Raw genomic sequence first — 22,269 nt, 5'->3', positions numbered from 1 at the left:
CTTCCCGCGCCGAATTCGCTGGCCGGGGCGTCGGCGTACGGTTACCCTCCCCCGGTGATCCAGCCACCGGGGCCGTGCGCCCGCCTCCGCTCATGAGCCTCACCCGCTCGCTCGTCGACGTACGCCCCCTGCGCACCTCACCCGTCTTCCGGCGGCTGCTGATCGGGCGGACCGTGTCCGTGCTCGGCGGGTTCATGACCATGGTGACGGTCATGTACCAGGTCTGGGACCAGACCGGCAGCACCGCGTGGACCGGAGCCGTCGGGCTGGCCCAGGCGCTGCCGCTCGTGGTGTTCGGGCTGTTCGCCGGGGCGTGGGTGGACCGGGCCGACCGGCGCCGCGTCTTCCTCGCGGCGACCGTCGGCCAGGCGGTCTGCTCGCTGCTGCTCGCCGCGCAGGGCTTCACCGGGCACGTGCCGCCGGCGGCCGTCCTGCTGCTCGTCGCCGTGCAGTCGGGCTTCGGCGCGCTGGGCGCCCCGGCCGCCGGGGTGTTCGTACCACGGCTGCTGCCCAAGGAGCAGGTGGCCGCCGGGCTGGCGCTCCAGCAGGTGAGCGGTCAGTCGATGATGCTGATCGGCCCCGCCCTGGCCGGGCTGCTGCTGGGCTGGTTCGGCATCGGCGTCTGCTACCTGCTGGACGCCCTCAGCTTCGGCCTCGCCTTCTACGGCGCCCGCGGGCTGCCCGCGCTGCCGCCGCAGGGCGAGCCGTCGCGGGCCGGACTGCACGGGGTGCTGGACGGGCTGCGGTTCCTGGCCGGGCACCGGGTGGTGCGGGGCGCGCTGGTCACCGACCTCGCCGCGACCGTGCTGTCGTTCCCGGTGAGCCTGTTCCCGCTGGTGAACGCCGAGCGGTTCGGGGACGATCCGCGCACCCTCGGCCTGTTCCTGTCGGCGCTGGCGGTGGGCGGGGTCACCGCGACCGCGCTGTCCGGCCCGCTGACCCGGCTCGCCCGGCCGGGCCCGGTGATGCTGTGCGCGTCCGCCACCTGGGGCGCGGCCCTGGTGCTGTTCGGCCTGGCCGGCGACCCCTGGCTGGGCCTGGTCCTGCTCGCGCTGGCCGGCGCGGCGGACGCCACGGCCGTGGTCTCGCGTTCCACGATCGTGCAGACCCGCACCCCGGACGCGCTGCTCGGCCGGGTCACGGCGGCCGAGCAGATCGTCGGGCAGGCGGGTCCCAGCCTCGGCAACGCGCGCGGCGGTCTGCTCGCCGGCTGGACATCGGGCACGACCGCCCTGATCAGCGGCGGCCTGCTGTGCGTGCTGGCGGTGGCGGCGGTCGCGACGACGACATCTGAACTACGGGACGGGGCTAGCGCGGTGCCGGACGTGCCGTGAGCGGCACGGTGCCGTCGACGCACCAGTCCAGGACCGCGGGCCAGGGGCCGTACCCGGCGTCCAGGTCGAGGTGGGCGGCGCCGGGCAGGATGTCGGCGGGGATGCCGAGGGGCTCGGCGAAGACCGTGTCCGCGCCCCCGGGGCAGTAGGGGTCGTCGTCGCCCGCGACCAGCCGGGTCGGCCCGGGCAGGGTGAAGCCGGGCGCGGGCGGGGCGAAGGCGGCCACCTCCGGGTACCGGGCGAGGACGGGACCGGACGGCGGGGAGACGAGCAGCACCCGGTCCGCGTACCGCTGCTGCTTCATGCCCCGGGCGGCGGCGTGCAGCCACAGCACGGCGGACAGGCTGTGGGCCACCACGACCCGCTCCTGAGGTCCGTTCAGCTCCTCCAGGTGGCGGGCGAGTTCGCCGAGCCAGACGTCCAGGTCGGGGTCGTCGGCGTCGGGCAGCTGCGGGTAGCCGACCCGGTGGCCGAGGGCGGTGAGCCGGTCGGCGAGCCAGTGCTGCCAGTGCGCCGGCGGGCGGTGGTTCTGCCAGCCGTGCAGGATCAGGTACGCGCGTGTGGTCATGCCGGTGATCCTCCACGGCGGGTGTCCACCGGTCCAGCGAGCCCCCCCCCGGAAGCCGGCGGAACGCCCGGACGCGCGCCGCGTGCGCGGCCAACCGCCCCCTCGGTGGTTACTGTGCATTCCCTTGACGGAAAGAAACTTCCCGGATATTGGTGACTCCTCGGAAGTTTCCTTCAGCGGTTCTCCTCGGGAAGGAGCGCACGTGCACCACACCAGCACGGGAAGCGGCACCGGCACGGGAAGCGGTGCGGAGGACTCCGCGCGTGCCGGCGGACGCACCGCACGGCCGTCCAGACGCGCCGTCCTCGCCGCGACCGCGGGCCTCACCGCCGCGCTGACCGTACCGGCGACCGCCCACGCCGCCACCCCCGACGACCGCCGGCTGCGCGCCCTGATCTCCCGCATGACGCTGGAGGAGAAGGTCGGCCAGCTCTTCGTGATGCGGGTCTACGGCCACTCCGCCACCGCCCCCGACCAGGCGGACGTCGACGCCAACCTCCAGGAGATCGGCGTCCGCACCGCCGCCGAGCTGATCGCCAAGTACCGGGTCGGCGGCATCATCTACTTCGCCTGGGCGCACAACACCCGCGACCCGCACCAGATCGCCGACCTCTCCAACGGCATCCAGCGCGCCTCCCTGGACCAGCCGCGCGGGCTGCCGGTGCTCATCGCCACCGACCAGGAGCACGGCGCGGTGTGCCGGATCGGCAAGCCCGCCACCCTCTTCCCCGGCGCCATGGCGATCGGCGCGGGCGGCTCCCGCTCCGACGCCCGCGCCCTCGGCCGGATCTCCGGTGCCGAGCTGCGCGCGATGGGCGTCAACCAGGACTACTCCCCCGACGCCGACGTGAACGTCAACCCGGCCAACCCGGTCATCGGCGTCCGTTCCTTCGGCGCCGATCCCGAGGCCGTGGCCGCCCTGGTGGCCGCCGAGGTGACGGGCTACCAGGCCGCGGGCGTCGCCGCGACCGCCAAGCACTTCCCGGGCCACGGGGACACCGCCGTCGACAGCCACTACGGCTTCCCGGTCATCACCCACAGCCGCGCACTGTGGGAGGAGCTGGACGCCGTGCCCTTCCGGGCAGCGATCCGGGCGGGCATCGACTCGATCATGACCGCGCACATCCAGTTCCCGGCGCTGGACGACTCCGGCGACCCGGCGACCCTCTCCCACCCGATCCTGACCGGCATCCTGCGCGGGGAACTCGGCTACGACGGTGTCGTGATCACCGACTCGCTCGGCATGCAGGGCGTGCGCACCAAGTACGGCGACGACCGGGTGCCGGTGCTCGCGCTCAAGGCCGGCGTGGACCAGCTGCTCAACCCGCCGTCGCTGGACGTTGCCTGGAACGCGGTGCTGAAGGCCGTGCGGGAGGGCGAGCTGACCGAGGCCCGCCTGGACGAATCGATCCTGCGCATCCTGCGCCTGAAGGCCCGGCGCGGGCTCTTCGACCGCCCCTGGGCAGACCGGGCGGACGTCGACCGCACGGTGGGCACCAAGGCCCACCTGGCCACGGCCGACCGCATCGCCGAACGCACCACCACCCTGCTGGTCAACGAGGACGCCACCCTGCCCCTGGACCGCCGCACGCGGCGCAGGCTCCTGGTCGTCGGCGCCGACCCCGCCTCCCCGTCCGGCACCACGGGCCCGCCCACCGGTGTCCTGGCCGCCGCCCTCACCGAACTGGGCTTCACCGCCACGGCCCTGTCCACCGGCACCGCGCCCTCCGCCGCGGTCATCGACCAGGCGGTCACCGCCGCGCGGGACGCGGACGCGGTGATCGTGGCCACGTACAACGTGACGGCGTCCAGCAGCCAGCGCACCCTGGTCGACCGCCTGCTGGCCACGGGCACGCCGGTGGTCGCGCTGGCCGTCCGCAACCCGTACGACGTCGCACAGCTCCCGTCCGTCCGCGCCTGCCTGGCCACGTACTGCTGGACGGACGTCGAACTGCGCGCCGCCGCCCGGGTGATCGCGGGCCGGGTGAGACCGCGCGGGAAGCTGCCGGTGCCGGTGCAGCGGGCGGACGACCCCACGCGGGTGCTGTACCCGATCGGCCACGGGCTGACCTACTAGGGGCACCCGTCCGGCGTCCGCTCCCTACGGCTCCCTCCCGGCCGCGCACGTGTCAGTGCCGGCCGGGACGGGGGCTACGGGCGCCCATTTCCACCAGGGGGAATTGCGCTCCGGATCAGCGGCCGGGCCCGGGGGCCGCGGTCAGCACAGGATCCAGCCCGAGCTGACGGAGTACTTGCCCACCGAGCCCTTGATCCACACGCAGCGGTGGCCGGCGTGCACGGTCACCGGGCCGGCGTGGTGCCGGTAGCGGCCCTTGTCGACGACCGGCCGGTTGCCGCGGGCCTGCACGCTGACCGACATGGACCGGCTGGGGCCGGGCTGTCTGGCGACGGTGACGGCGCAGACGTAGCCGTCGCGCTTGTAGACGTGGGTGATCCCGGTCGCGAACGGGAGCGTCCGCACCTCGCGCCCGGCGCAGCCGCTCGCCGACTCGGCCCGTGCGGTCCCCGTCGCCGTCAGCCCGAGCACCCCGGACGCGGCCAGCACGGCCGCAGCGAGCGCCAGCCGCCGGCGCGGACGCCGGCGTATCGCACCACTGTCCACTGTCGTCCTCCCCGTCCCGGTCACACACCGCGTGTCCGTACTGATGTACGGACGCACGGGTGTGCCGGATGGTTGCACGACCGTCACCGAGACGCCCCCGCGGCAGGGCCCGGGGCGGCGGCCCGGCCGGGCCCCTCAGCGGGAGGCGCCGACCGGCTCCTCCGGCTCGGGCTCGCCGACGAAGGTCTGCCACAGCTCGGCGTACAGGCCGCCGCGGGCCAGCAGTTCGTCGTGGGTGCCGTCCTCCGCGACCCGGCCGTGGTCCATCACCACCACCCGGTCCGCGCGGGCGGCGGTGGTCAGCCGGTGGGCGACCACCAGGGTCGTACGACGGCCCGCCAGCCGGTCGGTGGCCTGGTTGACCTGCGCCTCGGTGGCCAGGTCAAGGGCCGCCGTGGCCTCGTCCAGGAGCAGGATGTCCGGGTCGACCAGTTCCGCGCGGGCCAGGGCGATCAGCTGGCGCTGGCCCGCCGAGAGGTTCCGGCCGCGTTCGGCGACCTCGTGCAGATAGCCGCCCTCCAGCGTGGCGATCATCTCGTGCGCGCCGACCGCGCGGGCCGCGGCCTCCACCTCGGCGTCGGTGGCGTCGGGACGGCCGTAGGCGATGGCGTCGCGGACGGTGCCCGGGAAGAGGTACGCCTCCTGCGGGACGACCCCGAGCCGGTGGCGGTACGCCGTGAGGTCCAGGGCCCGCAGGTCCGTGCCGTCGACCGTCACCCGGCCCTGTGTCGGGTCGTAGAACCGGGCCACCAGCTTCACCAGCGTCGACTTGCCCGCGCCCGTCTCGCCGACGAACGCGACCGTCTGCCCGGCCGGGATCGTCAGGTCGATGCCGGACAGCGCCTCCTCCTCGTCGCCGTACGCGAAGCGCACGCCCTCGAAGGCGATGTCTCCGCGCAGGGACGGCACGTCGAGGGGTTCGTCGGCGGTCCGCGTGGACGTCGGCTCGCGCAGCAGCTCCTGGATGCGGCCGAGCGACACCGTGGCCTGCTGGTAGCCGTCGAAGACCTGGGAGAGCTGCTGGACGGGCGCGAAGAACAGGTCGATGTAGAGCAGGTACGCCACCAGGGCGCCGGTGGTCAGCGTGGCCGCCTCCACCCGGCCCGCGCCCGCGATCAGCACGGCCGCCGCGGCCACCGAGGACAGCAGCTGCACGAACGGGAAGTACACGGAGATCAGCCGCTGGCCGCGGACGCGGGCGCTGCGGTAGGCCTCGCTGCGCTCGGCGAACCGCCGCCCGCCGTCCCGTTCCCGCCGGAAGGCCTGCACGATGCGCAGCCCGGCCACGGTCTCCTGGAGGTCGGCGTTCACCGTCGACACCCGCTCGCGGGCGAGTTCGTACGCCTTCACGCTCGCCCGGCGGAAGAAGAAGGTGGCCACGAACAGCGGGGGCAGGGTGGCGAAGACGACGAGCGCGAGCCGGAGGTCGAGCACCAGCAGCGCGACCATGATCCCGAAGAAGGTCACGACCGACACGAACGCGGTGACCAGTCCGGTCTGCAGGAAGCTGGAGAGCGCGTCGACGTCCGTCGTCATCCGGGTCATGATCCGGCCGGTCAGCTCGCGCTCGTAGTAGTCCAGGCCGAGCCGCTGGAGCTGGGCGAAGATCTTCAGCCGCAGCGTGTACAGCACGCGCTCGCCGGTACGGCCGGTCAACCGGGTCTCGCCGGTCTGCGCGGCCCACTGGACGAGCACGGTCAGCAGGCCGAGCAGCGCCGCCGCCCAGACCGCGCCGATCGCCATCCTGGTGACGCCCGAGTCGATGCCGTGCCGGATCAGCACCGGCAGCAGCAGGCCGGCGCCCGCGTCGACGGCGACCAGCAGCAGGCTGGCGAGCAGGGGCAGGCGGAAGCCGCGCAGCAGGTGGCGCAGGCCGTAGGAGTCCTCGGGCAGGACGGCGCGGGCCTCGTCGATGTCCGGGGTGTCGGTGGCCGGGGGCAGCGCCTCGACCTGGGTGAGCAGCTCCGGGGTGGCCGGGGTGCCGGCCAGCGCCGTGTCCTCGGCGCTCTTGGAATCACGGTCGCCCGTCCACAGCCGCGGGGTGACGCCCCGCTCGGCGTCGAACTCGGCCTCCAGCTCGTCGCGGACGGAAGTGTCCTCCCGGCGCTCGGCGGGCAGGGCGCGGCCCGGGGAGACCCCGCCGAGCTCGTCCGGGTCGGTGAGCAGACGGCGGTACAGGGCGGAGCGCTCCTGGAGTTCCTCGTGGGTGCCGACGTCGGCGAGCCGGCCGCCGTCGAGCACGGCGATGCGGTCGGCGAGGTTGAGGGTGGAGCGGCGGTGGGCGATGAGCAGGGTCGTACGGCCCTCCATCACGTGCTTGAGCGCCTCGTGGATCTCGTGCTCGACGCGGGCGTCCACGGCCGAGGTGGCGTCGTCCAGGACCAGCAGGCGCGGGTCGGTGAGCAGGGCGCGGGCGAGGGCGACGCGCTGGCGCTGGCCCCCGGAGAGGGTGAGGCCCTGCTCGCCGACCTTGGTGGCGTAGCCGTCGGGCAGCTCCCTGATGAAACGGTCCGCCTGCGCGGCGCGGGCGGCAGCCTCGATCTCCTCATGGGTCGCGTCCGGGCGGCCGTAGGCGATGTTGTCGCGGACGGTGTCGGAGAAGAGGAACGAGTCCTCCGGAACCAGTCCGATCGCGGCCCGCAGCGAGTCCAGGGTCAGCTCGCGGACGTCGTGGCCGCCGATCAGGACGGCGCCGTGGGTGACGTCGTAGAAGCGCGGCAGGAGCAGGGAGAGGGTGGACTTGCCGGAGCCGGAGGAGCCGACGACGGCGAGGGTCTCGCCGGGGCGGATCTCGAAGCTCAGCCCTTCCAGCACGGGACGCTCGGGGTCGTAGCCGAAGGACACGTCGTCGAACTCGACGGTCGCGGGCGCGTCGGGCGGGAGGGTCTTGGTGCCGTCCCCGAGGGTCGGCTCGGTGTCGATCAGCTCCAGGACGCGCTCGGTGCCGGCGCGGGCCTGCTGGGCGACGGTGAGGAACATCGCGAGCATGCGGACCGGGCCGACCAGCTGGGCCAGGTAGGTGGAGAAGGCCACGAAGGTGCCGAGCGTGATGTGGCCGTGCACGGCGAGCCAGCCGCCGAGGGCCAGCATGGCGACCTGGCCGAGCGCGGGCACGGCCTGGAGCGCCGGGGTGTACCTGCTGTTCAGGCGGATCGTGCGCAGGCGTCCCGCGAACAGCCGGCGGCCGACCTCGCGCAGCTTGCCCGTCTCCTGGTCCTCCTGCCCGAACCCCTTGACCACGCGGACGCCGCTCACCGCGCCGTCCACCACGCCGGCCACTGCGGCGGCCTGGGCCTGCGCGTACCAGGTGGCCGGGTGCAGCCTGCTGCGGCTGCGTCTGGCGATCCAGCCGAGGGCGGGCGCGACGGCCAGGGCGACCAGGGTCAGCGGCAGCGACAGCCACGCCATGATCACCAGGGAGAGCAGGAAGAGCACGACGTTCCCGATGGTCATCGGGAGCATGAAGAGCAGGCCCTGGATCAGCTGGAGGTCGCTGGTGGCACGGCCGATGACCTGCCCGGTGGACAGCTCGTCCTGGCGGCGGCCGTCCAGCCGGGTGATCGTGCCGTACATCTCGGTCCGCAGGTCGTACTGGACGTCGAGGGCGAGCCGGCCGCCGTAGAAGCGGCGGATGTAGGTGAGGGCGTAGACGAGGACGGCGGCGCCCACGAGCGCGCCGGCCCAGGGGGCCATGGCGCGGGTGTGGGCGCCGATCACGTCGTCGATGATCACCTTGGTGATCAGCGGGACGACGGCCAGGACGGCCATGCCGGCGAGCGAGGAGGCGAGGGCGAGGACGACGTCCTTCGGATACCGCCAGGCGTACCCTGCCAGACGTCGTGTCCATCCCCGTTGCGCTGCCACGCCGGTGCCTCCTGGTTGCGGCCATGCTCTACCGGAAGGCGTCAACGCCGGGCGATGCGGATTTCATCCCTCCGCAACAAACCGCGGGCCGCGGTCAGACGCGTACCCGCAGGTAATAGAACCTGGTCGTCTGGGCCGCGTTCTGGTTGTCGTCGCTCACGAGGAGCACCTTCAGCCGGCCGGTGCGGTCGCGGCCCGTGATCGTCATCCCCTCGATGTTGTCCAGGAGGGGGTTGGGCTGGGGCTGCTTCGCCGTGGCGCCGAGGGAGGGGCAGGCGGCGATGTCGGCCAGGAGCGTCTTCCCTGCCAGGCGGACCTCCGGCTGACCGGTGAGGTTCTCGATGCCGCTCGTGTCGGTGGCGTGGCGGGGGTCGGCCAGGTAGAGGCGGACCGTGTTGCCGACGCCGGCGGTGAAGCCGCGCTCCAGGACGAGGAGGCGGCCGTCGGGGGTCGCCTGGACCTCGGGGACGCCGAGGCCGGTGTCGGTGCGGTAGGCGTACTGGGCGCCGGGCGTGAAGCGGCCGTGGTGGCGGGTCCACGTCTGGAAGCGGACGATGCCGGCCGAGTCGCCCGCGAGCGCGTACTCCATGGACGCCAGCAGGGTGTGGCCGCCGGGCAGCAGGGTCAGGCCCTCGAAGGTCTGGTTGGCGGTGGCGCGGCCGGCCGGGGCGACCTGGAGGGCGGGCGGGACCGGGAGGCGCTCGAGGAGCGTGCCGTCGCGGGAGTAGCGGCGGACGGACGGCTCGGTCTCGGAGGAGATCAGCCGGGTGCCGTCCCGGTCGATGACGAGGCCCTCGGAGTCGAGGTCGGCGCCCTTCTCGTCGGCGAGGCGGACGACCTCCCGCGGCTGGAGCGTACGGGCGTCCAGGCGGAACAGCGAGGAGCGGTCGGCCAGGGCCGCGAGCGAGCCGTCCCGGTCGACCGCGAGGGCGGAGAAGTTGCCGACGAAGGTGCCCTCGTACGTGGTCTTGTCGAGCGCGTCGGAGAAGCGGTCGACCGACACGGTGGCCGAGCAGGCGTGGCGCGCTGGGGCGCCGGCCGCGGGCCCGGCGGCCGCGGGCCCGGCGGCGGCCGGACAGGTGGCCGTCGCCAGGCCGGCGGTGAGGGTGGCGAGTAAGGTTCTCAGGCGCATGCCTCACACCGTAGGACCCGCCGTTGACGTGCGCGAGACCGCCTCGTGGGGGGTCAGCCCCGCGGCGGCACGGCGACGAACGCCTCGCGCGGGCGGCTGGTCGGGGTGTACCGGGTGACGCCGCTGGTGGTCGGCACCAGGTCCTTGTGGATCGCCTTGGCGACGTTCTGGATCGTGGTGACGCCGTAGCTCATGGTGCTGTTGTCCTGCGTCAGCACGGTGATCGTGTAGTCGTGGCCGGCGCCGTTGAAGGTGCCCAGGCTGTGCACCCGCCAGCCGTGCGTGGAGCGCTGCAGCCAGCCGTTCTTCACGTGCACGGAGACGGAGGACGGCGCGCCGGCCGGGGTGCCCCAGCGCTGCGAGGAGACGACCTGGCCCATCAGCTTCAGGATGTAGGCGCGGGAGTTGTCGCTCAGCACGCTGTTCTTGGCGGTGACGAGGCCGAGGAGCTTCTGCTCGTCGTTGACGTTCTCCTGGGTCAGGCCCCAGTAGCCGTTCGCGCCCGGCACGGTCTTGGTCATCCCGGCGGCGGCCAGGAAGCCCTTGATCTTCGTCATGCCGAGCTGCTTCCAGAGCTTGCTGGTCGCGTTGTTGTCGGACTGGGTGATCATGGCCTTGGCGAGCGACTGCTCGGTGCTGGTCAGGTACCGGTTGTGCTTCTTCGCGTCCCACAGCAGCGTGGCGAGGACGGTGACCTTGACCGTGCTGGCCGAGTCGTAGGCACTGGTGGCCCGCAGGGTGCAGGTGGTCTTGGTGCTGCGGTCGTACAGGCCGATGGCGACCGTGCCCTTGCGGTTGGTGAGGGCGGCCGTGATGTCCTTCTTCAGCTTGGCGGCCAGGCCCGCCTTGGCGGACGTACAGGCCACGGCGGGCGTGGCCGCGGCGGCCGGGGCGGCGGCGGTGACCGCCGGCACGAGCAGCGCGGCACTGACGGCGGCCGCGAGCACGCCGGCCCGGCCGGATATCCGGTGAGTCATGGAAAAGTTCCCCCTTGAACGTCGTACGGGCGTCCCCCTGAACGCCGTTGAGCGCACCCATGCGCTGCATCACTGGACTCGCCGGGGTGGTCGATAGTTGTACGCGCGTTCGGAGATGAGGAGTTGCTCACCATTGGCAGGGCCATGCCATGCAGGAAAGTACGGGTCCCCCGGTCCTACTAGTCCCACTTCTTCCCTCACACCGGCGAAGGCGGTCTCGCCGCCGGGCGTGTCCCGCCGGCCGGCCCCCACCATGGCGATGCCCGGCGCACTGCCGGGCGTCCCGACTCCCCTTCCTGGAGAGCCACATGAAGCAGCAGCTCCGCGCCTGGACGCTGGCCGCCGCCCTCGCCGTCACCGCCGTACTCGTGCCCGCCGGGACCGCCACGGCCCGCGCCGCCCAGCCCTCCTGCCCCGACGGCTCCGTCTGTCTCTGGAGCGGTGAGGGCTTCGGCGGCGCGTACTGGGAGTGGACGGCCCGCAGCGGCTACCGCGACCTGCCGCCGAGCCTGCACGACCACGTGGGCTCCTTCGTCGCCTCGACCCGCGCCTGCTTCGTCAACTGGGGCCCGGTGGAGAAGCGGGACGTGTTCAACGGCGACTGGCGCTCCCGCTACCTCGGCGACTTCGGCGGCCGGATGGACGGGTTGGGACCGGGCGGCTGCTGACCCCGCCGGAACCGGTGGGGCGCGTCAGCCGCCCAGGTGCGTCGGCGCGAACATCCTGAGCACGGCAGGGAGCACGACCACCGACGGGCCCGGGGTGCCGAGCGCCTTCGCCAGGTCCTGTTCCAGCGTCTGCGGGGTGGTGCGGACCCCCGGTACGCCGAAGGACTCCGCGAGGGCCACGTAGTCCGGGCGGGTCAGTTCCGTCGCCGTCGCCTGGCCGAAGGCGTCCGTCATGTACTCGCGCAGGATGCCGTAGCCGCCGTCGTCGACGATCAGCCAGGTGACGTTCAGGTCGTACTGGCGGGCCGTGGCCAGTTCGGCGATGGAGTACAGGGCGCCGCCGTCGCCGGACACCGCCAGCACCGGGCGCGTCGGGTCGGCCGCCGCCGCGCCCAGCGCCGCCGGGAAGCCGTAGCCGAGGCCGCCCGCGCCCTGGGCCGAGTGCATGGTGTTCGGGCCCTGCGCGTCGAACGCGGACCAGGCCCAGTAGGCCAGGATCGTCATGTCCCAGAAGGACGGGGAGCCGGCGGGCAGGGCGCGGCGGACCGAGGCCAGCACGTCCTGCTCCAGGGTCAGTTCCTGGGCGGCGATGCGCTCGGACACGCGGGCCAGGAGGTCCCGCACCCGCTCGGGAGCGGAGTCGTCCGTGCGCTCCTCCACCGTCTCCAGCAGCGCCTGGAGGGCCGGCCGGGCGTCCGCGTGGATGCCGAGGGCCGGGTGGTTGGACTCCAGTTTGCCGAGGTCCGCCTCGATCTGTATGACCCGTCCCCGGGGCTGGAACGTGTGGTAGTTGGAGGACAGTTCGCCGAGGCCGGAGCCGACCACCAGCAGGACGTCCGCGTCCTCCAGGAAGTCCGTCGTGTGCCGGTCCTCCAGCCAGGACTGCAGCGACAGCGGGTGGTGCCACGGGAACGCGCCCTTGCCGCCGAAGGTCGTCACGACCGGCGCCTGGAGCTTCTCGGCCAGCCGGAGCAGCTTGCCCGACGCGTCCGCGCGGACGACCCCGCCGCCCGCGATGATCGCCGGACGGGCGGCGCGGGACAGCAGGTCGGCCGCCACCGCCGTCAGTTCCGGGCGCGGCACCAGGTCCTCGGGGGTCGCGTCCATCGCCGTCACCACGGGCAGCGAGGTCTCGGCCAGCAGCACGTCCTGCGGGATCTCCACCCACACCGGGCCGTGCGGGGCCGTCAGGGCCGACTTCCAGGCCGCCGCGATCGCGGAGGGGATCTGGGAGGGGGTGCGGACCGGGTGCACCGACTTCACCACGCCCCGGAACGAGGCCGCCTGGTCCGGGAGTTCGTGGAGGTAGCCGTGCCGGCCGCCGCCCAGGCCCGCCGTCGGGATCTGGCTGCTGATGGCGAGCACCGGCGCGCTGGCCGCCGCCGCCTCCTGGAGCGCGGCCAGGGACGTCAGCGCGCCCGGCCCCGTCGAGAGCAGCAGCGGCGCCGCCTCGCCGGTGATCCTGCCGTACGCGTCCGCTGCGAAGCCCGCGTTGTTCTCCACCCGCAGGCCCACGTACCGCAGCGAGGAGCGGCGGAGCGCGTCGAACATGCCGAGGGCGTGCTGGCCGGGCAGGCCGAAGACGGTCGTCGCGCCCAGCCCGGCCAGCGTCTCCACGACCAGGTCTCCGCCGTTGCGCCCCGGGGGAGGGTTCAGGGCGGCGGTGATCTGCGCCGGCGTCGGGCGGAGTACCAGGTCGTGGTCGTGGGTCACTTCGCTTCCGCGTCCTTCCGGGCCGCCGCGATCTGGCGGCTCATGATCGTGGTCAGTTCGTACGCCGTGTGGGAGGCGGCGACCGAGGTGATCTCGGCGTGGTCGTAGGCCGGGGCGACCTCGACGACGTCCGCGGACACCAGGTTGCAGCCCGCCAGGCCGCGCAGGATCTCCAGCAGCTCGCGGGAGGTCATGCCGCCCGCCTCGGGGGTGCCGGTGCCGGGCGCGTGCGCCGGGTCGAGGCAGTCGATGTCGATGGAGATGTACAGCGGGCGGTCGCCGATGCGCTGGCGCAGCTGGTCGGCCACCTCGTCGGCGCCCCGGCGGTAGACGTCGGCGGAGGTGACGATGCCGAAGCCCATCTTCTCGTCGTCCGTCAGGTCCTGCTTGCCGTACAGCGGGCCGCGGGTGCCGACGTGGGACAGGGCGGAGGTGTCGAGGATGCCCTCCTCGACCGCGCGGCGGAACGGGGTGCCGTGCGTGTACTCGGCGCCGAAGTAGGTGTCCCAGGTGTCCAGGTGCGCGTCGAAGTGGAGCAGGGCGACCGGGCCGTGCTTCTTCGCCACCGAGCGCAGCAGCGGCAGCGCGATGGTGTGGTCGCCGCCGAGGGTCATCAGCCGGGCGCCGGTGCCGAGCAGGTCGTCGGCGGCGGCCTCGATGGTCTCGACGGCCTCGTTGATGTTGAACGGGTTCACGGCGATGTCGCCGCCGTCCGCGACCTGGGCGAGGGCGAACGGGGAGGCGTCCTGCGCCGGGTTGTAGGGGCGCAGCAGCCGGGACGCCTCACGGATGGCGTTGCCGCCGAAGCGGGCGCCCGGCCGGTACGAGACGCCGGAGTCGAACGGCACGCCCACGACGGCGACGTCGGCGGTGCCGACCTCGTCCAGGCGGGGCAGCCGGGCGAAGGTCGCGGGACCGGCGTACCGCGGGACTCGGGAGGAGTCGACGGGGCCGCGGGGCGTCTCGTTGCTGCTCATGGTGAAATGCCTTCTTCCTTGCGCTTCTTCGCGCATGTACTGCTTTCTCTGCGACTCTACTGGTGAGCCGGGACCGGTTCGGACGGGAGTTCGGGGGTGCGTCCGGCGAGGCGCTCGCGCCAGGTGGCGAGGACGGTCTCGTCGGTGGGCCTCGTGGCCAGGGAGACGGCGACGTAGGCGGCGAGGGAGGCCAGCAGGCCGTAGTAGACGGGCTCGTTGGCGAGGATGCCGTAGCCGGCCATCAGGCCGATGACCGCGAGGCCGCCGACGATCACGGAGGCCAGCGCGCCCTGGACCGTGCCGCGCTTCCACAGCAGGCCGCCCAGGATGGGCACGAGCAGGCCGCCGACGAGGAGGTTGTACGCCACGGTGAGCGCCTCGACCACGTTGTTCAGGGCGATCGCCGTGCCGATCACGGCCAGGCCCATGACCAGGATGAACACGCGGTTGCCCGTGACCTCGTCGTGGTCGTCGCCGTCCCGCCGCACGACCCCGCGCAGACGGGACCAGATGTCGTTGTTGGCGACCGTGGCGCAGGCGATCAGGGCGCCGGAGGACGTCGACATCACGGCGGCGAGGGCCGCGGCCAGGACCAGCCCGCGCACGCCGACGGGGAGTTCGTCCTTGACGATGGTGGCGAAGGCGTCGTCGGGGCTGCCCAGCTTGGGGTACATCACCTTGGCGGCCGTGCCGATCACCGCGCCGGCCAGGGCGTAGGCCAGACAGTAGGTTCCGGCCACGGTGCCGCCCCACCGGGCGGTCCTGTCGCTGCGGGCGGTGAACACGCGCTGCCAGATGTCCTGGCCGATCAGCATGCCGAACGTGTAGATCAGGACGTAGGTGAAGATCGTCTCGCCGCCGATGCCCAGCGGGTCGAAGTAGCCGGTCGGCAGCTTGGCCTTCATCTCGGAGAAGCCGCCGGCCTTGACGACCGCGATCGGCAGGAGCAGGAGCAGCACGCCGATGGTCTTGACGACGAACTGGACCATGTCGGTGAGGGTGATGGACCACATGCCGCCGAGGGTCGAGTAGGCGACGACGATGGCGCCGCCGAGGATGATCGCGACCGTGCGGTTGATGTCGAAGAGCACGTCGAAGATCGTGGCGTAGGCGATGGTGGAGGTCACCGCGAGCATGAGGGTGTACGCCCACATGACCACGCCCGAGATCACGCCGGCCCGGCCGCCGTAGCGCAGGTCGAGCATCTCGGAGACCGTGTACACCTTCAGGCGGGCGATGCGGGCCGAGAAGAAGACGGAGAGGGCGAGCAGGCCGAGGCCGATGGTGAAGACCATCCACGCACCGGAGAGGCCGTACTGGTAGCCGAGGCCCACGCCGCCGATGGTGGAGGCGCCGCCGAGGACGATCGCCGCCATGGTGCCGGAGTACATGGCGGGCCCGAGGCGGCGGCCGGCCACCAGGAAGTCGCTCTTGGACTTAGCGCGGCGCATGCCCCACCAGCCCATGGCGAGCATGCCGGCGAGATAGACGACGATCACTGTGTAGTCGACGGCCATGGGGCCCTCCTTCGCGCACTGTCCGGTGGCGTGTCGTGCAGGTTCTTCGCAGATGCGCCGGCAGCGGCTCGCGGGGACATCCGCCCGTACCCACGGCTGCCGTGCCCCTTGAGGCTAGGTGGCCGGAAAGCGACTGCGAAGTGTACGTTTCATCCATATGTACGGGGCGGGATGGAGGGAACGCACACCATGCCCGAGACGATCGCCCCGGCGGTCCCGCCGACCCCGCCGGTCACACTCCAGGCGCTGCTGGCCCGGGACGACCTCGCGCTGCGGCAGATCGCCGGGCCCGCGGACCCGGGGACCGTGATCCACTGGGCGCACACCTCGGAGATGGCCGACCCCTACCCCTATCTGCTGGGCGGCGAGCTGCTGCTCACGGCCGGGGTGCACATCCCCGAGGCGGCCGGCTCGGGCACCTACTTCGACGACTACGTCTCCCGGATCGTGGCCGCGGGCGGCGCGGCCCTCGGCTTCGGGGTGGCCCCCGTGCACGACACGGTCCCGCGCGCCCTGGTCGCCGCCTGCGACCGGTACGGGCTGCCGCTGCTGGAGGTCCCGCCGCAGACCACGTTCTCCGGGGTGGCCCGCGCGGTCTGGCAGCTGATGGCGCAGGCCCGGCTGGCCGAGCTGCGCCGGGTCACCGAGGCGCAGCAGAGTCTCGCGGCCGCCGCCTCCCGGCCGGACCCGGTCCCCTCGGTGCTGCGCCAGCTGGCCCAGCGCCTGGGCGGCCGGGCGGTGCTCTACGGGCCCGACGGCACGGAGATCGCGGGCGCGGGCCGGGAGGCACCGCAGGGCGCGCGGACGGCGCTGGCGGAGCTGGCGGGCGTGGTCAGGCACCCGGCCGCTCCCCCACCGGCCGTGCCCCGCGGCCGGCCGCACCCGGTCCCTTCCGCACCGGGCAAGCCGGGCACGCCGGGCGCCCAGGGCACAGCCGGAACAGGGCACGCACGGAGCACACCCGGCACGCCGGCCCCCCGCCCGCACCCCGCCTCCGCCACCGACACCCACGGCACCACCCACCTCGCCGTCTACGCCCTCGGCGCCGGGGAGGGGTTCGTGCTCGGGGTGGCCGCGCCCCGGCGTGACCCGGGTGACCACACCATCGCCTCCGTCGCCGCCGTCCTGCTGGCCCTGCTGACCGGGGAGCACCACAGCGGTGCCGGGGCCGCCCGGTCCTCCGCGCTCGTCCGGCTGCTGCTCGGCGCCCCGCCCGAGGAGGTGGCGCCCCTGCTCGGCACCGGGCAGTGGCTCGTGGTGCACGCGCGGCCGGAGGTCCAGGCCCCGGACGCGGTCGCCGCCTCCGCGCTGGGCGCCGCCCTGGGCTCGCCGCTGGTCGACCTCGCCCGCGACGTCGTACGGGTGCTGGTGCCGGCGGACCGGGAACCGGGGCCGCAGCCCGGCTGGACGCTCGGGGTGAGTGCCGCGGCCGGGCCCCGGGAGTGGCCGGCCGCCGACACCCAGGCCGCCCGTGCCCTGGCCCGGGCCCGCGCCACCCGCACCCCGCTGGTCCGGCACGCGGCCCGCCCCGCGCTGGCGGACCTGGTGCCGCGGGCGGACGCCGAGACCCACGCCCGTGCGCTGCTCGGCCCCCTCGCGGGGCAGGCCGCGCTCGCCGACACACTGCGCACCTGGCTGTCCCTGCACGGCAGTTGGGACCGTACGGCGGTGGCGCTCGGCGTGCACCGCAACACCGTGCGGCAGCGGATCGCCCGCTGCGCCGCCCTGTTGGCCGCCGACCTGGACGATCCGGACGTGCGCATGGAGCTGTGGTTCGCGCTGCGCCGGGACTGACGGCGACCGTGGGTGACCCCCGTCCCAGCGGACGGTACGCCGAGGACGCGTGCCGGGCACTGCCCCACAATGGGAGGCATGCCGATATCCGGGACACCCAGCCGCGCCCAGCTCGTCGACCACCTGGTGCGCACGCGTATCGCGGGGGACGTCGCCACGCCCCGCGAGAACAACCTCTCCCACTACCGTCAGCTCGCCAACGGTGTCCGCAACTACTGGCTCGGCCTGGAACTGGGCGACCGCTGGACGGACGAGCAGGACGTGCTCGCGGTCATGGCCGAGCGGGTGGGCGTCAACGACGACCCGGAGTACCGGTACGGGCAGGACACCATCGACCCCGAGCTGACGGTGGACGCCCTCGACCGCATGGCGGCGCGGCTGCGCAAGGCGGCCGAGGACCGGCAGCGGGTGCTGTTCGCGACCGGGCACCCGGGCGGTCTGCTGGACGTCCACCGGGCCACGGCCGCCGCGCTGCGCGCCGCCGGCTGCGAGATCGCCGTCATCCCGGACGGGCTCCAGACGGACGAGGGGTACGTGATGCAGTTCGCGGACGTGGCCGTGCTGGAGCACGGGGCGACGCTGTGGCACACGCACTCCGGTGAGCCGATGCGGGCCATTCTGACGGGACTTGAGCGGGAGGGGCGCCCGCTGCCGGACCTGGTGGTCGCCGACCACGGCTGGGCCGGGTACGCGGGGCAGCACGGTGTCGACTCCGTCGGGTACGCCGACTGCAACGACCCGGCGCTGTTCCTGGCCGAGTCCGAGGGCACCGTGCAGGTCGTCGTCCCGCTGGACGACCATGTGGTGAGCCCGCGTCACTACGATCCGATGACCGCGTACCTGCTCGCCGCGGCCGGTCTGGTCTGACACCGTGTCGCGCCGGGGATCCCACGCTCCGGCGCGGAAAGAGGTGCGGCCCCGCGAACGGGGCCGCACGTCGTCAGTCAGTGGCCGGCTCAGTGGCCGCCGCCACCTCCGCCGCCGCCGTGGCCACCGCCACCGCCGCCGCCGTGACCGCCGCCACCGCCGCCGTGACCGCCACCGCCGTAGCCGCCACCGCCGTGACCGCCACCGCCGTAGCCGCCACCGCCGTGACCGCCACCGCCGTAGCCGCCACCGCCGTAGCCGCCACCGCCATGGTCACCGCCGCCGTAGCCGCCGCCGTGGTCGCCGCCATAGCCGCCGCCGTGGTCGCCGCCGTAGCCGCCGTAGCCGTTGTCTTCATCGCCCCAGTTCCAGCTGTAGGAACCGCGGTCGCTGTGGGTCGAGGCTGAGGCGGTTCCGGCGGTACCGATCGCGGCTCCGCCGGCCAGCAGCAGGCCGCTGGCGGAAATCGCGACAAGACGCCTCACGCGCTGTGATCGCATAGGAATACCTTCCATCTCCATCGTCTCTCACGGCTCCCTGGGGGAGACGCGAGGTGGATGGCCGTCGCCGCTGCGAAAGGGGAAGAGTGCGGCGCGGTCTTCAGATGTCACCGCAGACAGTTGGAACCGATACGGTGCCTGGCACCTCACACTCGGGTCTGCCGGGCATGCCGTTCACTGCGGCCTTCACTCAGAGAGCCTAGTCCCACATGGGTCACGCGTCATCTCGGAGAGCACGCCGGTCACGGCCGTCTCGGCACCCGGACGACACCTTCCTGGATGACCGAGATGGCGAGCCGCCCGTCCTGGGTGTAGATACGGGCCTGGCCGAGGCCCCGGCCGCCGTGCGCGGACGGTGACTCCTGGTCGTACAGCAGCCATTCGTCGGCCCGGAAGGGGCGGTGGAACCACATCGCGTGGTCCAGGGACGCGCCGACGACGTCCCCGACGGCCCAGCCGCCGCGCCCGTGCGCCAGCAGCACCGAGTCGAGCAGGGTCATGTCGGAGACGTAGGTGGCGAGGACGACGTGCAGCAGGGGTTCGTCGACGGGGCCGCCGAGCTTGCCGTTGGTGCGGAACCACACCTGGGAGTGCGGCTCGCGCGGCTCGCCGTACCGCCCGTACGGCGGCTCGTCCACGTACCTGAGGTCGATCGCCTCGCGCGCCTGGAGGAACCGCTCCACGACGTCGGGGGCGAGGTGGCCGTAGCCGCGCAGCCGCTCCTGGGAGGTCGGCAGGGTCACCGGGTCGGGCGCGGGTGGCATGGGCGCCTGGTGCTCCAGCCCGTCCTCGTACGCCTGGAAGGACGCCGACAGGTGGAAGATCGGCTTGCCGTGCTGGACGGCGACCACCCGGCGGGTGGTGAAGGACCGGCCGTCGCGGATGCGGTCCACGGTGTAGACGATGGGCGCGCCCGGGTCGCCGGGGCGCAGGAAGTACGCGTGCAGGGAGTGGGCGGGCCGGTCCGCGGGGACCGTCCGCCCGGCGGCGACCAGCGCCTGCGCCGCCACCTGCCCGCCGAAGACGCGCGGGACGACGGCGGGGCGGGAGCGGCCGCGGAAGATGTCCTCCTCGATCTGCTCCAGGTCGAGCAGATCGAGGAGGTCCTGGAGTGCCTGGCTCATGTGTCCTGGTGTACCGGCCAGTGATCGCGTGTCGGTGTCCGGGGCCTTACAGGCCCATGTCCTTGGCGATGATCGTCTTCATGATCTCGCTGGTGCCGCCGTAGATGCGGTTGACACGGTTGTCCGCGTACAGGCGGGCGATCGGGTACTCGTTCATGTAGCCGTAGCCGCCGTGCAGCTGGAGGCAGCGGTCGATGACGCGGTGCGCGACCTCGGTGCAGAACAGCTTCGCGGAGGCGGCCTCGGCGGGGGTCAGCTCACCGGCGTCCAGGGCCTCCAGGGCGCGGTCGGCGACCGCCTCGGCGGCGTCCACCTCGGCCTGGCAGGCGGCCAGCTCGAACTTGGTGTTCTGGAAGTGGGCGACCGGCTTGCCGAAGACGGTGCGCTCCTGCACGTAACTCTTGGCGAACCGGACGGCGGCCTTGGCCTGGGCGTAGGCGCCGAAGGCGATGCCCCAGCGCTCGGAGGCCAGGTTGTGGCCGAGGTAGGAGAAGCCCTTGTTCTCCTCGCCGAGCAGGTCCTCGACCGGGACCTTGACGTCGACGAAGGCCAGCTCCGCGGTGTCGGAGGTGCGCAGCCCCAGCTTGTCCAGCTTGCGGCCGATGGAGTAGCCCTCGGACTTGGTGTCCACGGCGAACAGGGAGATGCCGTGGCGGCGGTCCTCGGCGGTGGGCGCGGCCGTGCGGGCGCAGACGATCACCTTGTCGGCGTGCACACCGCCGGTGATGAAGGTCTTGGCGCCGTTGAGGACGTAGTGCGTGCCGTCCTCGGAGAGCTTGGCGGTGGTCTTCATGCCCGCGAGGTCGGAGCCGGTGCCCGGCTCGGTCATCGCGATGGCCCACATCTCCTCGCCGGTGACGAACTTCGGCAGGTAGCGCTTCTTCTGCTCGTCGGTGGCGAGCATCTTGATGTAGGGCAGGGCGAGCAGCACGTGTACGCCGGAGCCGCCGAACTGGACGCCGGCGCGGGCGGTCTCCTCGTAGAGGACGGCCTCGAACTTATGGGTGTCCAGACCCGCGCCGCCGAACTCCTCGGGCACGCTGATGCCGAAGATGCCCAGCTCGCCGAGCTTGTAGTAGAAGTCGCGCGGCGCCTGGCCGGCGGCGAACCACTCGTCGTACACCGGCACGACCTCGGCCTCGATGAAGGCGCGAAGGGTCTCCCGGAACGCCTCGTGATCCTCGTTGAACACCGTACGGCGCACGCCGTCCACCTCCACGTACCTGACATCGGCATGTCTAAGCGCTTGCTCACTCAACCGTACCGGCGAGTACGGAACCCCGTCCAGGGGGATCCCGCCGTAACGCTCGTCACGCCCGGTCGCCCTCGGGCCGCAGGCCCACCTGCCAGTCCAGGTCCTGCCGGTACTCCACGGCGCCCTGGCGGTACCAGACGCGATAGCCGGACAGGTCCTCGTGGACGGGGCCGGTCACCTGCACCCGGGCGAGCGCGTAGGCGTCCGCCCGGCCGTGCGGCGGCACCCGGACCGGCCGGGCGGCGTGCACCCGCGCCCCGGGCACGGCCCGCGCGAAGTCCTCGTCGTCCGAGGCGAACAGCCCCTGGCCGCCCGTCTCCTCGACCGTGACGACGCCGTAGCGCAGCACCCGCAGGCCCGCCGGCACGTGCAGCCACTCGGTGCGCAGCAGCGTGAGCGGCCGGCCGGTGACGTTCTCCTGGACGGGCATGCTCACCCAGTACGCGGTGCCGACCCGGGCGTGCGGGAAGCCGATGGCGTTCCCGGTCCCGGCCAGGCCGCGCCCCTGCGCGTAGTCCCGCGCCCGGTCGCCCCCGGCCGCGGCCGTCAGCGCCCCCGCGACGACGAGCGCGGCGACCGCGCGCAGCGCTCTCGTACGCCTCTTCCCACGGGCCGTGCCGATTCCCACGGCTTCCCCCTCCACTCGGCGCAGGGGAACATCAGTTCACGTCGCTGACCTGCGGGAACAGCCCGGTCCGCTACTCCTCGCCGGCCGCCTCGAACGCGCCCCGGGCCATGCGGTGCAGCAGGGCCGCCGTCGTGCCCCGGCCGGGGAGCGTGCCGGCGCGGCCGAGGTGCGGGGTGGAGTTGAGCAGGCCGAAGACCGAGTGGACGGCCGAGCGGGCGGCCGGTTCGGTCAGGCCCGGGTACACCGCGCGGACCACCTCCACCCACAGCTCCACGTACTGCCGCTGGAGCTGCCGCACCAGCTTGCGGTCGCTGTCCCGCAGGCGATCCAGCTCGCGGTCGTGCAGGGTGATCAGCGGGCGGTCGTCCAGGGCGAAGTCGATGTGGCCCTCGATCAGGGAGTCGAGGATCCGGGTCGCGGGGACCCCGTCGGCCTCGGCCAGCCGGCGCTTGGCACCGGTGAGCAGCTGCCCGCTGATGCCGACCAGCAGCTCGGCGAGCATCGCGTCCTTGCCCGGGAAGTGCCGGTAGAGGCCGGGGCCGCTGATGCCGACCGCGGCGCCTATCTCGTCGACACCGACGCCGTGGAACCCGCGCTCGGCGAACAGCCGGGCGGCCTCCTTGAGGATCTGCTCGCGGCGGGTCGGGGCGTCGGTTCTGGTGGCCATGCAGACAATTCTAGACAGCGAGGTTAGCGGTCGTTAACCTGATGGTGATGGTTAACGCTCA

18 protein-coding genes are annotated in these 22,269 nt (G+C 73.2%); 5 read left to right on the top strand and 13 right to left on the bottom strand.

Features of this window, described 5'->3' with window-relative positions; all coding sequences use genetic code 11:
- The first annotated feature begins 92 nt into the window (after positions 1–92).
- Positions 93–1,334, top strand: a complete 1,242-nt coding sequence (locus tag AB0947_RS13220) for an MFS transporter (RefSeq protein ID WP_366750444.1) — start codon at positions 93–95, stop codon at positions 1,332–1,334.
- Here AB0947_RS13220 and AB0947_RS13215 read toward each other — a convergent pair.
- Positions 1,309–1,902, bottom strand: coding sequence for an alpha/beta hydrolase (locus tag AB0947_RS13215; RefSeq protein ID WP_366750443.1), 594 nt, complete (start codon positions 1,900–1,902; stop codon positions 1,309–1,311). The two genes, AB0947_RS13220 and AB0947_RS13215, sit on opposite strands and share 26 nt — an antisense overlap.
- A 202-nt stretch (positions 1,903–2,104) precedes the next feature.
- Here AB0947_RS13215 and AB0947_RS13210 point away from each other — a divergent pair, with 202 nt between their 5' ends.
- Positions 2,105–3,979, top strand: a complete 1,875-nt coding sequence (locus AB0947_RS13210; protein WP_366750442.1) for a glycoside hydrolase family 3 protein — start codon at positions 2,105–2,107, stop codon at positions 3,977–3,979.
- Between the two features lie 141 nt (positions 3,980–4,120).
- Here the strand turns inward: AB0947_RS13210 and AB0947_RS13205 are convergent, their stop codons facing one another.
- From AB0947_RS13205 to AB0947_RS13190, 4 genes are all read right to left on the bottom strand, one after another.
- Positions 4,121–4,525 (bottom strand): hypothetical protein, encoded by a 405-nt coding sequence (locus AB0947_RS13205; RefSeq protein WP_366750441.1) that lies wholly within the window; start codon positions 4,523–4,525, stop codon positions 4,121–4,123.
- Positions 4,526–4,660: 135 nt separating this feature from the next.
- The gene (locus tag AB0947_RS13200; RefSeq protein ID WP_366750440.1) at positions 4,661–8,389 is read right to left on the bottom strand and encodes an ABC transporter ATP-binding protein; all 3,729 of its coding nucleotides are present in this window, start codon (positions 8,387–8,389) and stop codon (positions 4,661–4,663) included.
- 94 nt (positions 8,390–8,483) lie between these two features.
- On the bottom strand, positions 8,484–9,521 hold the full coding sequence (locus AB0947_RS13195; protein ID WP_366750439.1) for an esterase-like activity of phytase family protein: 1,038 nt from the start codon (positions 9,519–9,521) through the stop codon (positions 8,484–8,486).
- Positions 9,522–9,574: 53 nt separating this feature from the next.
- Complete coding sequence (locus AB0947_RS13190; RefSeq protein ID WP_366750438.1) at positions 9,575–10,498, bottom strand: serine hydrolase; 924 nt, start codon at positions 10,496–10,498, stop codon at positions 9,575–9,577.
- A gap of 308 nt (positions 10,499–10,806) precedes the next feature.
- Here AB0947_RS13190 and AB0947_RS13185 point away from each other — a divergent pair, with 308 nt between their 5' ends.
- Entirely contained in the window at positions 10,807–11,166 is a 360-nt protein-coding gene (locus AB0947_RS13185) for a peptidase inhibitor family I36 protein (RefSeq protein ID WP_366750437.1), read from the top strand.
- Between the two features lie 24 nt (positions 11,167–11,190).
- Here the strand turns inward: AB0947_RS13185 and AB0947_RS13180 are convergent, their stop codons facing one another.
- Genes AB0947_RS13180 through AB0947_RS13170 form a run of 3 tightly spaced genes read right to left on the bottom strand, consistent with a single transcriptional unit; the run spans position 11,191 to position 15,373 of the window.
- On the bottom strand, positions 11,191–12,879 hold the full coding sequence (locus tag AB0947_RS13180; RefSeq protein ID WP_366750436.1) for a thiamine pyrophosphate-binding protein: 1,689 nt from the start codon (positions 12,877–12,879) through the stop codon (positions 11,191–11,193).
- Positions 12,876–13,856: an agmatinase gene (gene speB, locus AB0947_RS13175; RefSeq protein WP_132786127.1), complete on the bottom strand. Its 981-nt coding sequence runs from the start codon at positions 13,854–13,856 to the stop codon at positions 12,876–12,878. The genes AB0947_RS13180 and speB overlap by 4 nt, the downstream gene beginning before the upstream one ends.
- Positions 13,857–13,912: 56 nt before the next feature.
- A complete protein-coding gene (locus tag AB0947_RS13170) occupies positions 13,913–15,373 on the bottom strand; it encodes a sodium:solute symporter (RefSeq protein WP_366750435.1) in 1,461 nt (486 codons plus the stop codon).
- Positions 15,374–15,562: 189 nt separating this feature from the next.
- On the opposite strand from AB0947_RS13170, the gene AB0947_RS13165 reads away from it, so the two are divergent.
- Together AB0947_RS13165 and AB0947_RS13160 are read left to right on the top strand one after the other, a co-directional pair.
- On the top strand, positions 15,563–17,167 hold the full coding sequence (locus tag AB0947_RS13165; protein ID WP_366750434.1) for a PucR family transcriptional regulator ligand-binding domain-containing protein: 1,605 nt from the start codon (positions 15,563–15,565) through the stop codon (positions 17,165–17,167).
- A gap of 78 nt (positions 17,168–17,245) precedes the next feature.
- On the top strand, positions 17,246–18,034 hold the full coding sequence (locus AB0947_RS13160; protein ID WP_366750433.1) for a phosphatase: 789 nt from the start codon (positions 17,246–17,248) through the stop codon (positions 18,032–18,034).
- 89 nt (positions 18,035–18,123) lie between these two features.
- Here AB0947_RS13160 and AB0947_RS13155 read toward each other — a convergent pair whose 3' ends face one another.
- The 5 genes from AB0947_RS13155 to AB0947_RS13135 form a co-directional block, all read right to left on the bottom strand.
- Positions 18,124–18,519 carry a hypothetical protein gene (locus AB0947_RS13155; RefSeq protein ID WP_366750432.1) on the bottom strand — a complete coding sequence of 132 codons (396 nt, stop codon included), beginning with the start codon at positions 18,517–18,519 and terminating at the stop codon, positions 18,124–18,126.
- 257 nt (positions 18,520–18,776) lie between these two features.
- Positions 18,777–19,658: an acyl-CoA thioesterase II gene (locus AB0947_RS13150; protein WP_366750431.1), complete on the bottom strand. Its 882-nt coding sequence runs from the start codon at positions 19,656–19,658 to the stop codon at positions 18,777–18,779.
- 46 nt (positions 19,659–19,704) lie between these two features.
- On the bottom strand, positions 19,705–20,862 hold the full coding sequence (locus tag AB0947_RS13145) for an acyl-CoA dehydrogenase family protein (protein ID WP_014672877.1): 1,158 nt from the start codon (positions 20,860–20,862) through the stop codon (positions 19,705–19,707).
- Between the two features lie 106 nt (positions 20,863–20,968).
- On the bottom strand, positions 20,969–21,541 hold the full coding sequence (locus AB0947_RS13140) for a hypothetical protein (protein WP_366750430.1): 573 nt from the start codon (positions 21,539–21,541) through the stop codon (positions 20,969–20,971).
- A 70-nt stretch (positions 21,542–21,611) separates the two neighbouring features.
- A complete protein-coding gene (locus tag AB0947_RS13135; protein WP_014672878.1) occupies positions 21,612–22,208 on the bottom strand; it encodes a TetR/AcrR family transcriptional regulator in 597 nt (198 codons plus the stop codon).
- Between the last annotated feature and the right edge of the window lie 61 nt (positions 22,209–22,269).

This window comes from Streptomyces sp. NPDC047841, from assembly GCF_040704085.1.
Classification (GTDB): domain Bacteria; phylum Actinomycetota; class Actinomycetes; order Streptomycetales; family Streptomycetaceae; genus Streptomyces; species Streptomyces argyrophylli.
This window is presented reverse-complemented; position numbering and strand designations above follow the sequence as displayed.

Bases quoted from the DNA above. Each gene is read 5' to 3' on its own strand.
- AB0947_RS13160 (WP_366750433.1), top strand. From the start codon at position 17,246: ATGCCGATATCCGGGACACCCAGCCGCGCCCAGCTCGTCGACCACCTG.
- speB (WP_132786127.1), bottom strand. From the start codon at position 13,856: ATGAGCAGCAACGAGACGCCCCGCGGCCCCGTCGACTCCTCCCGAGTC.
- AB0947_RS13135 (WP_014672878.1), bottom strand. From the start codon at position 22,208: ATGGCCACCAGAACCGACGCCCCGACCCGCCGCGAGCAGATCCTCAAG.
- AB0947_RS13190 (WP_366750438.1), bottom strand. From the start codon at position 10,498: ATGACTCACCGGATATCCGGCCGGGCCGGCGTGCTCGCGGCCGCCGTC.
- AB0947_RS13220 (WP_366750444.1), top strand. From the start codon at position 93: ATGAGCCTCACCCGCTCGCTCGTCGACGTACGCCCCCTGCGCACCTCA.
- AB0947_RS13185 (WP_366750437.1), top strand. From the start codon at position 10,807: ATGAAGCAGCAGCTCCGCGCCTGGACGCTGGCCGCCGCCCTCGCCGTC.
- AB0947_RS13170 (WP_366750435.1), bottom strand. From the start codon at position 15,373: ATGGCCGTCGACTACACAGTGATCGTCGTCTATCTCGCCGGCATGCTC.
- AB0947_RS13195 (WP_366750439.1), bottom strand. From the start codon at position 9,521: ATGCGCCTGAGAACCTTACTCGCCACCCTCACCGCCGGCCTGGCGACG.
- AB0947_RS13165 (WP_366750434.1), top strand. From the start codon at position 15,563: ATGCCCGAGACGATCGCCCCGGCGGTCCCGCCGACCCCGCCGGTCACA.
- AB0947_RS13215 (WP_366750443.1), bottom strand. From the start codon at position 1,902: ATGACCACACGCGCGTACCTGATCCTGCACGGCTGGCAGAACCACCGC.
- AB0947_RS13150 (WP_366750431.1), bottom strand. From the start codon at position 19,658: ATGAGCCAGGCACTCCAGGACCTCCTCGATCTGCTCGACCTGGAGCAG.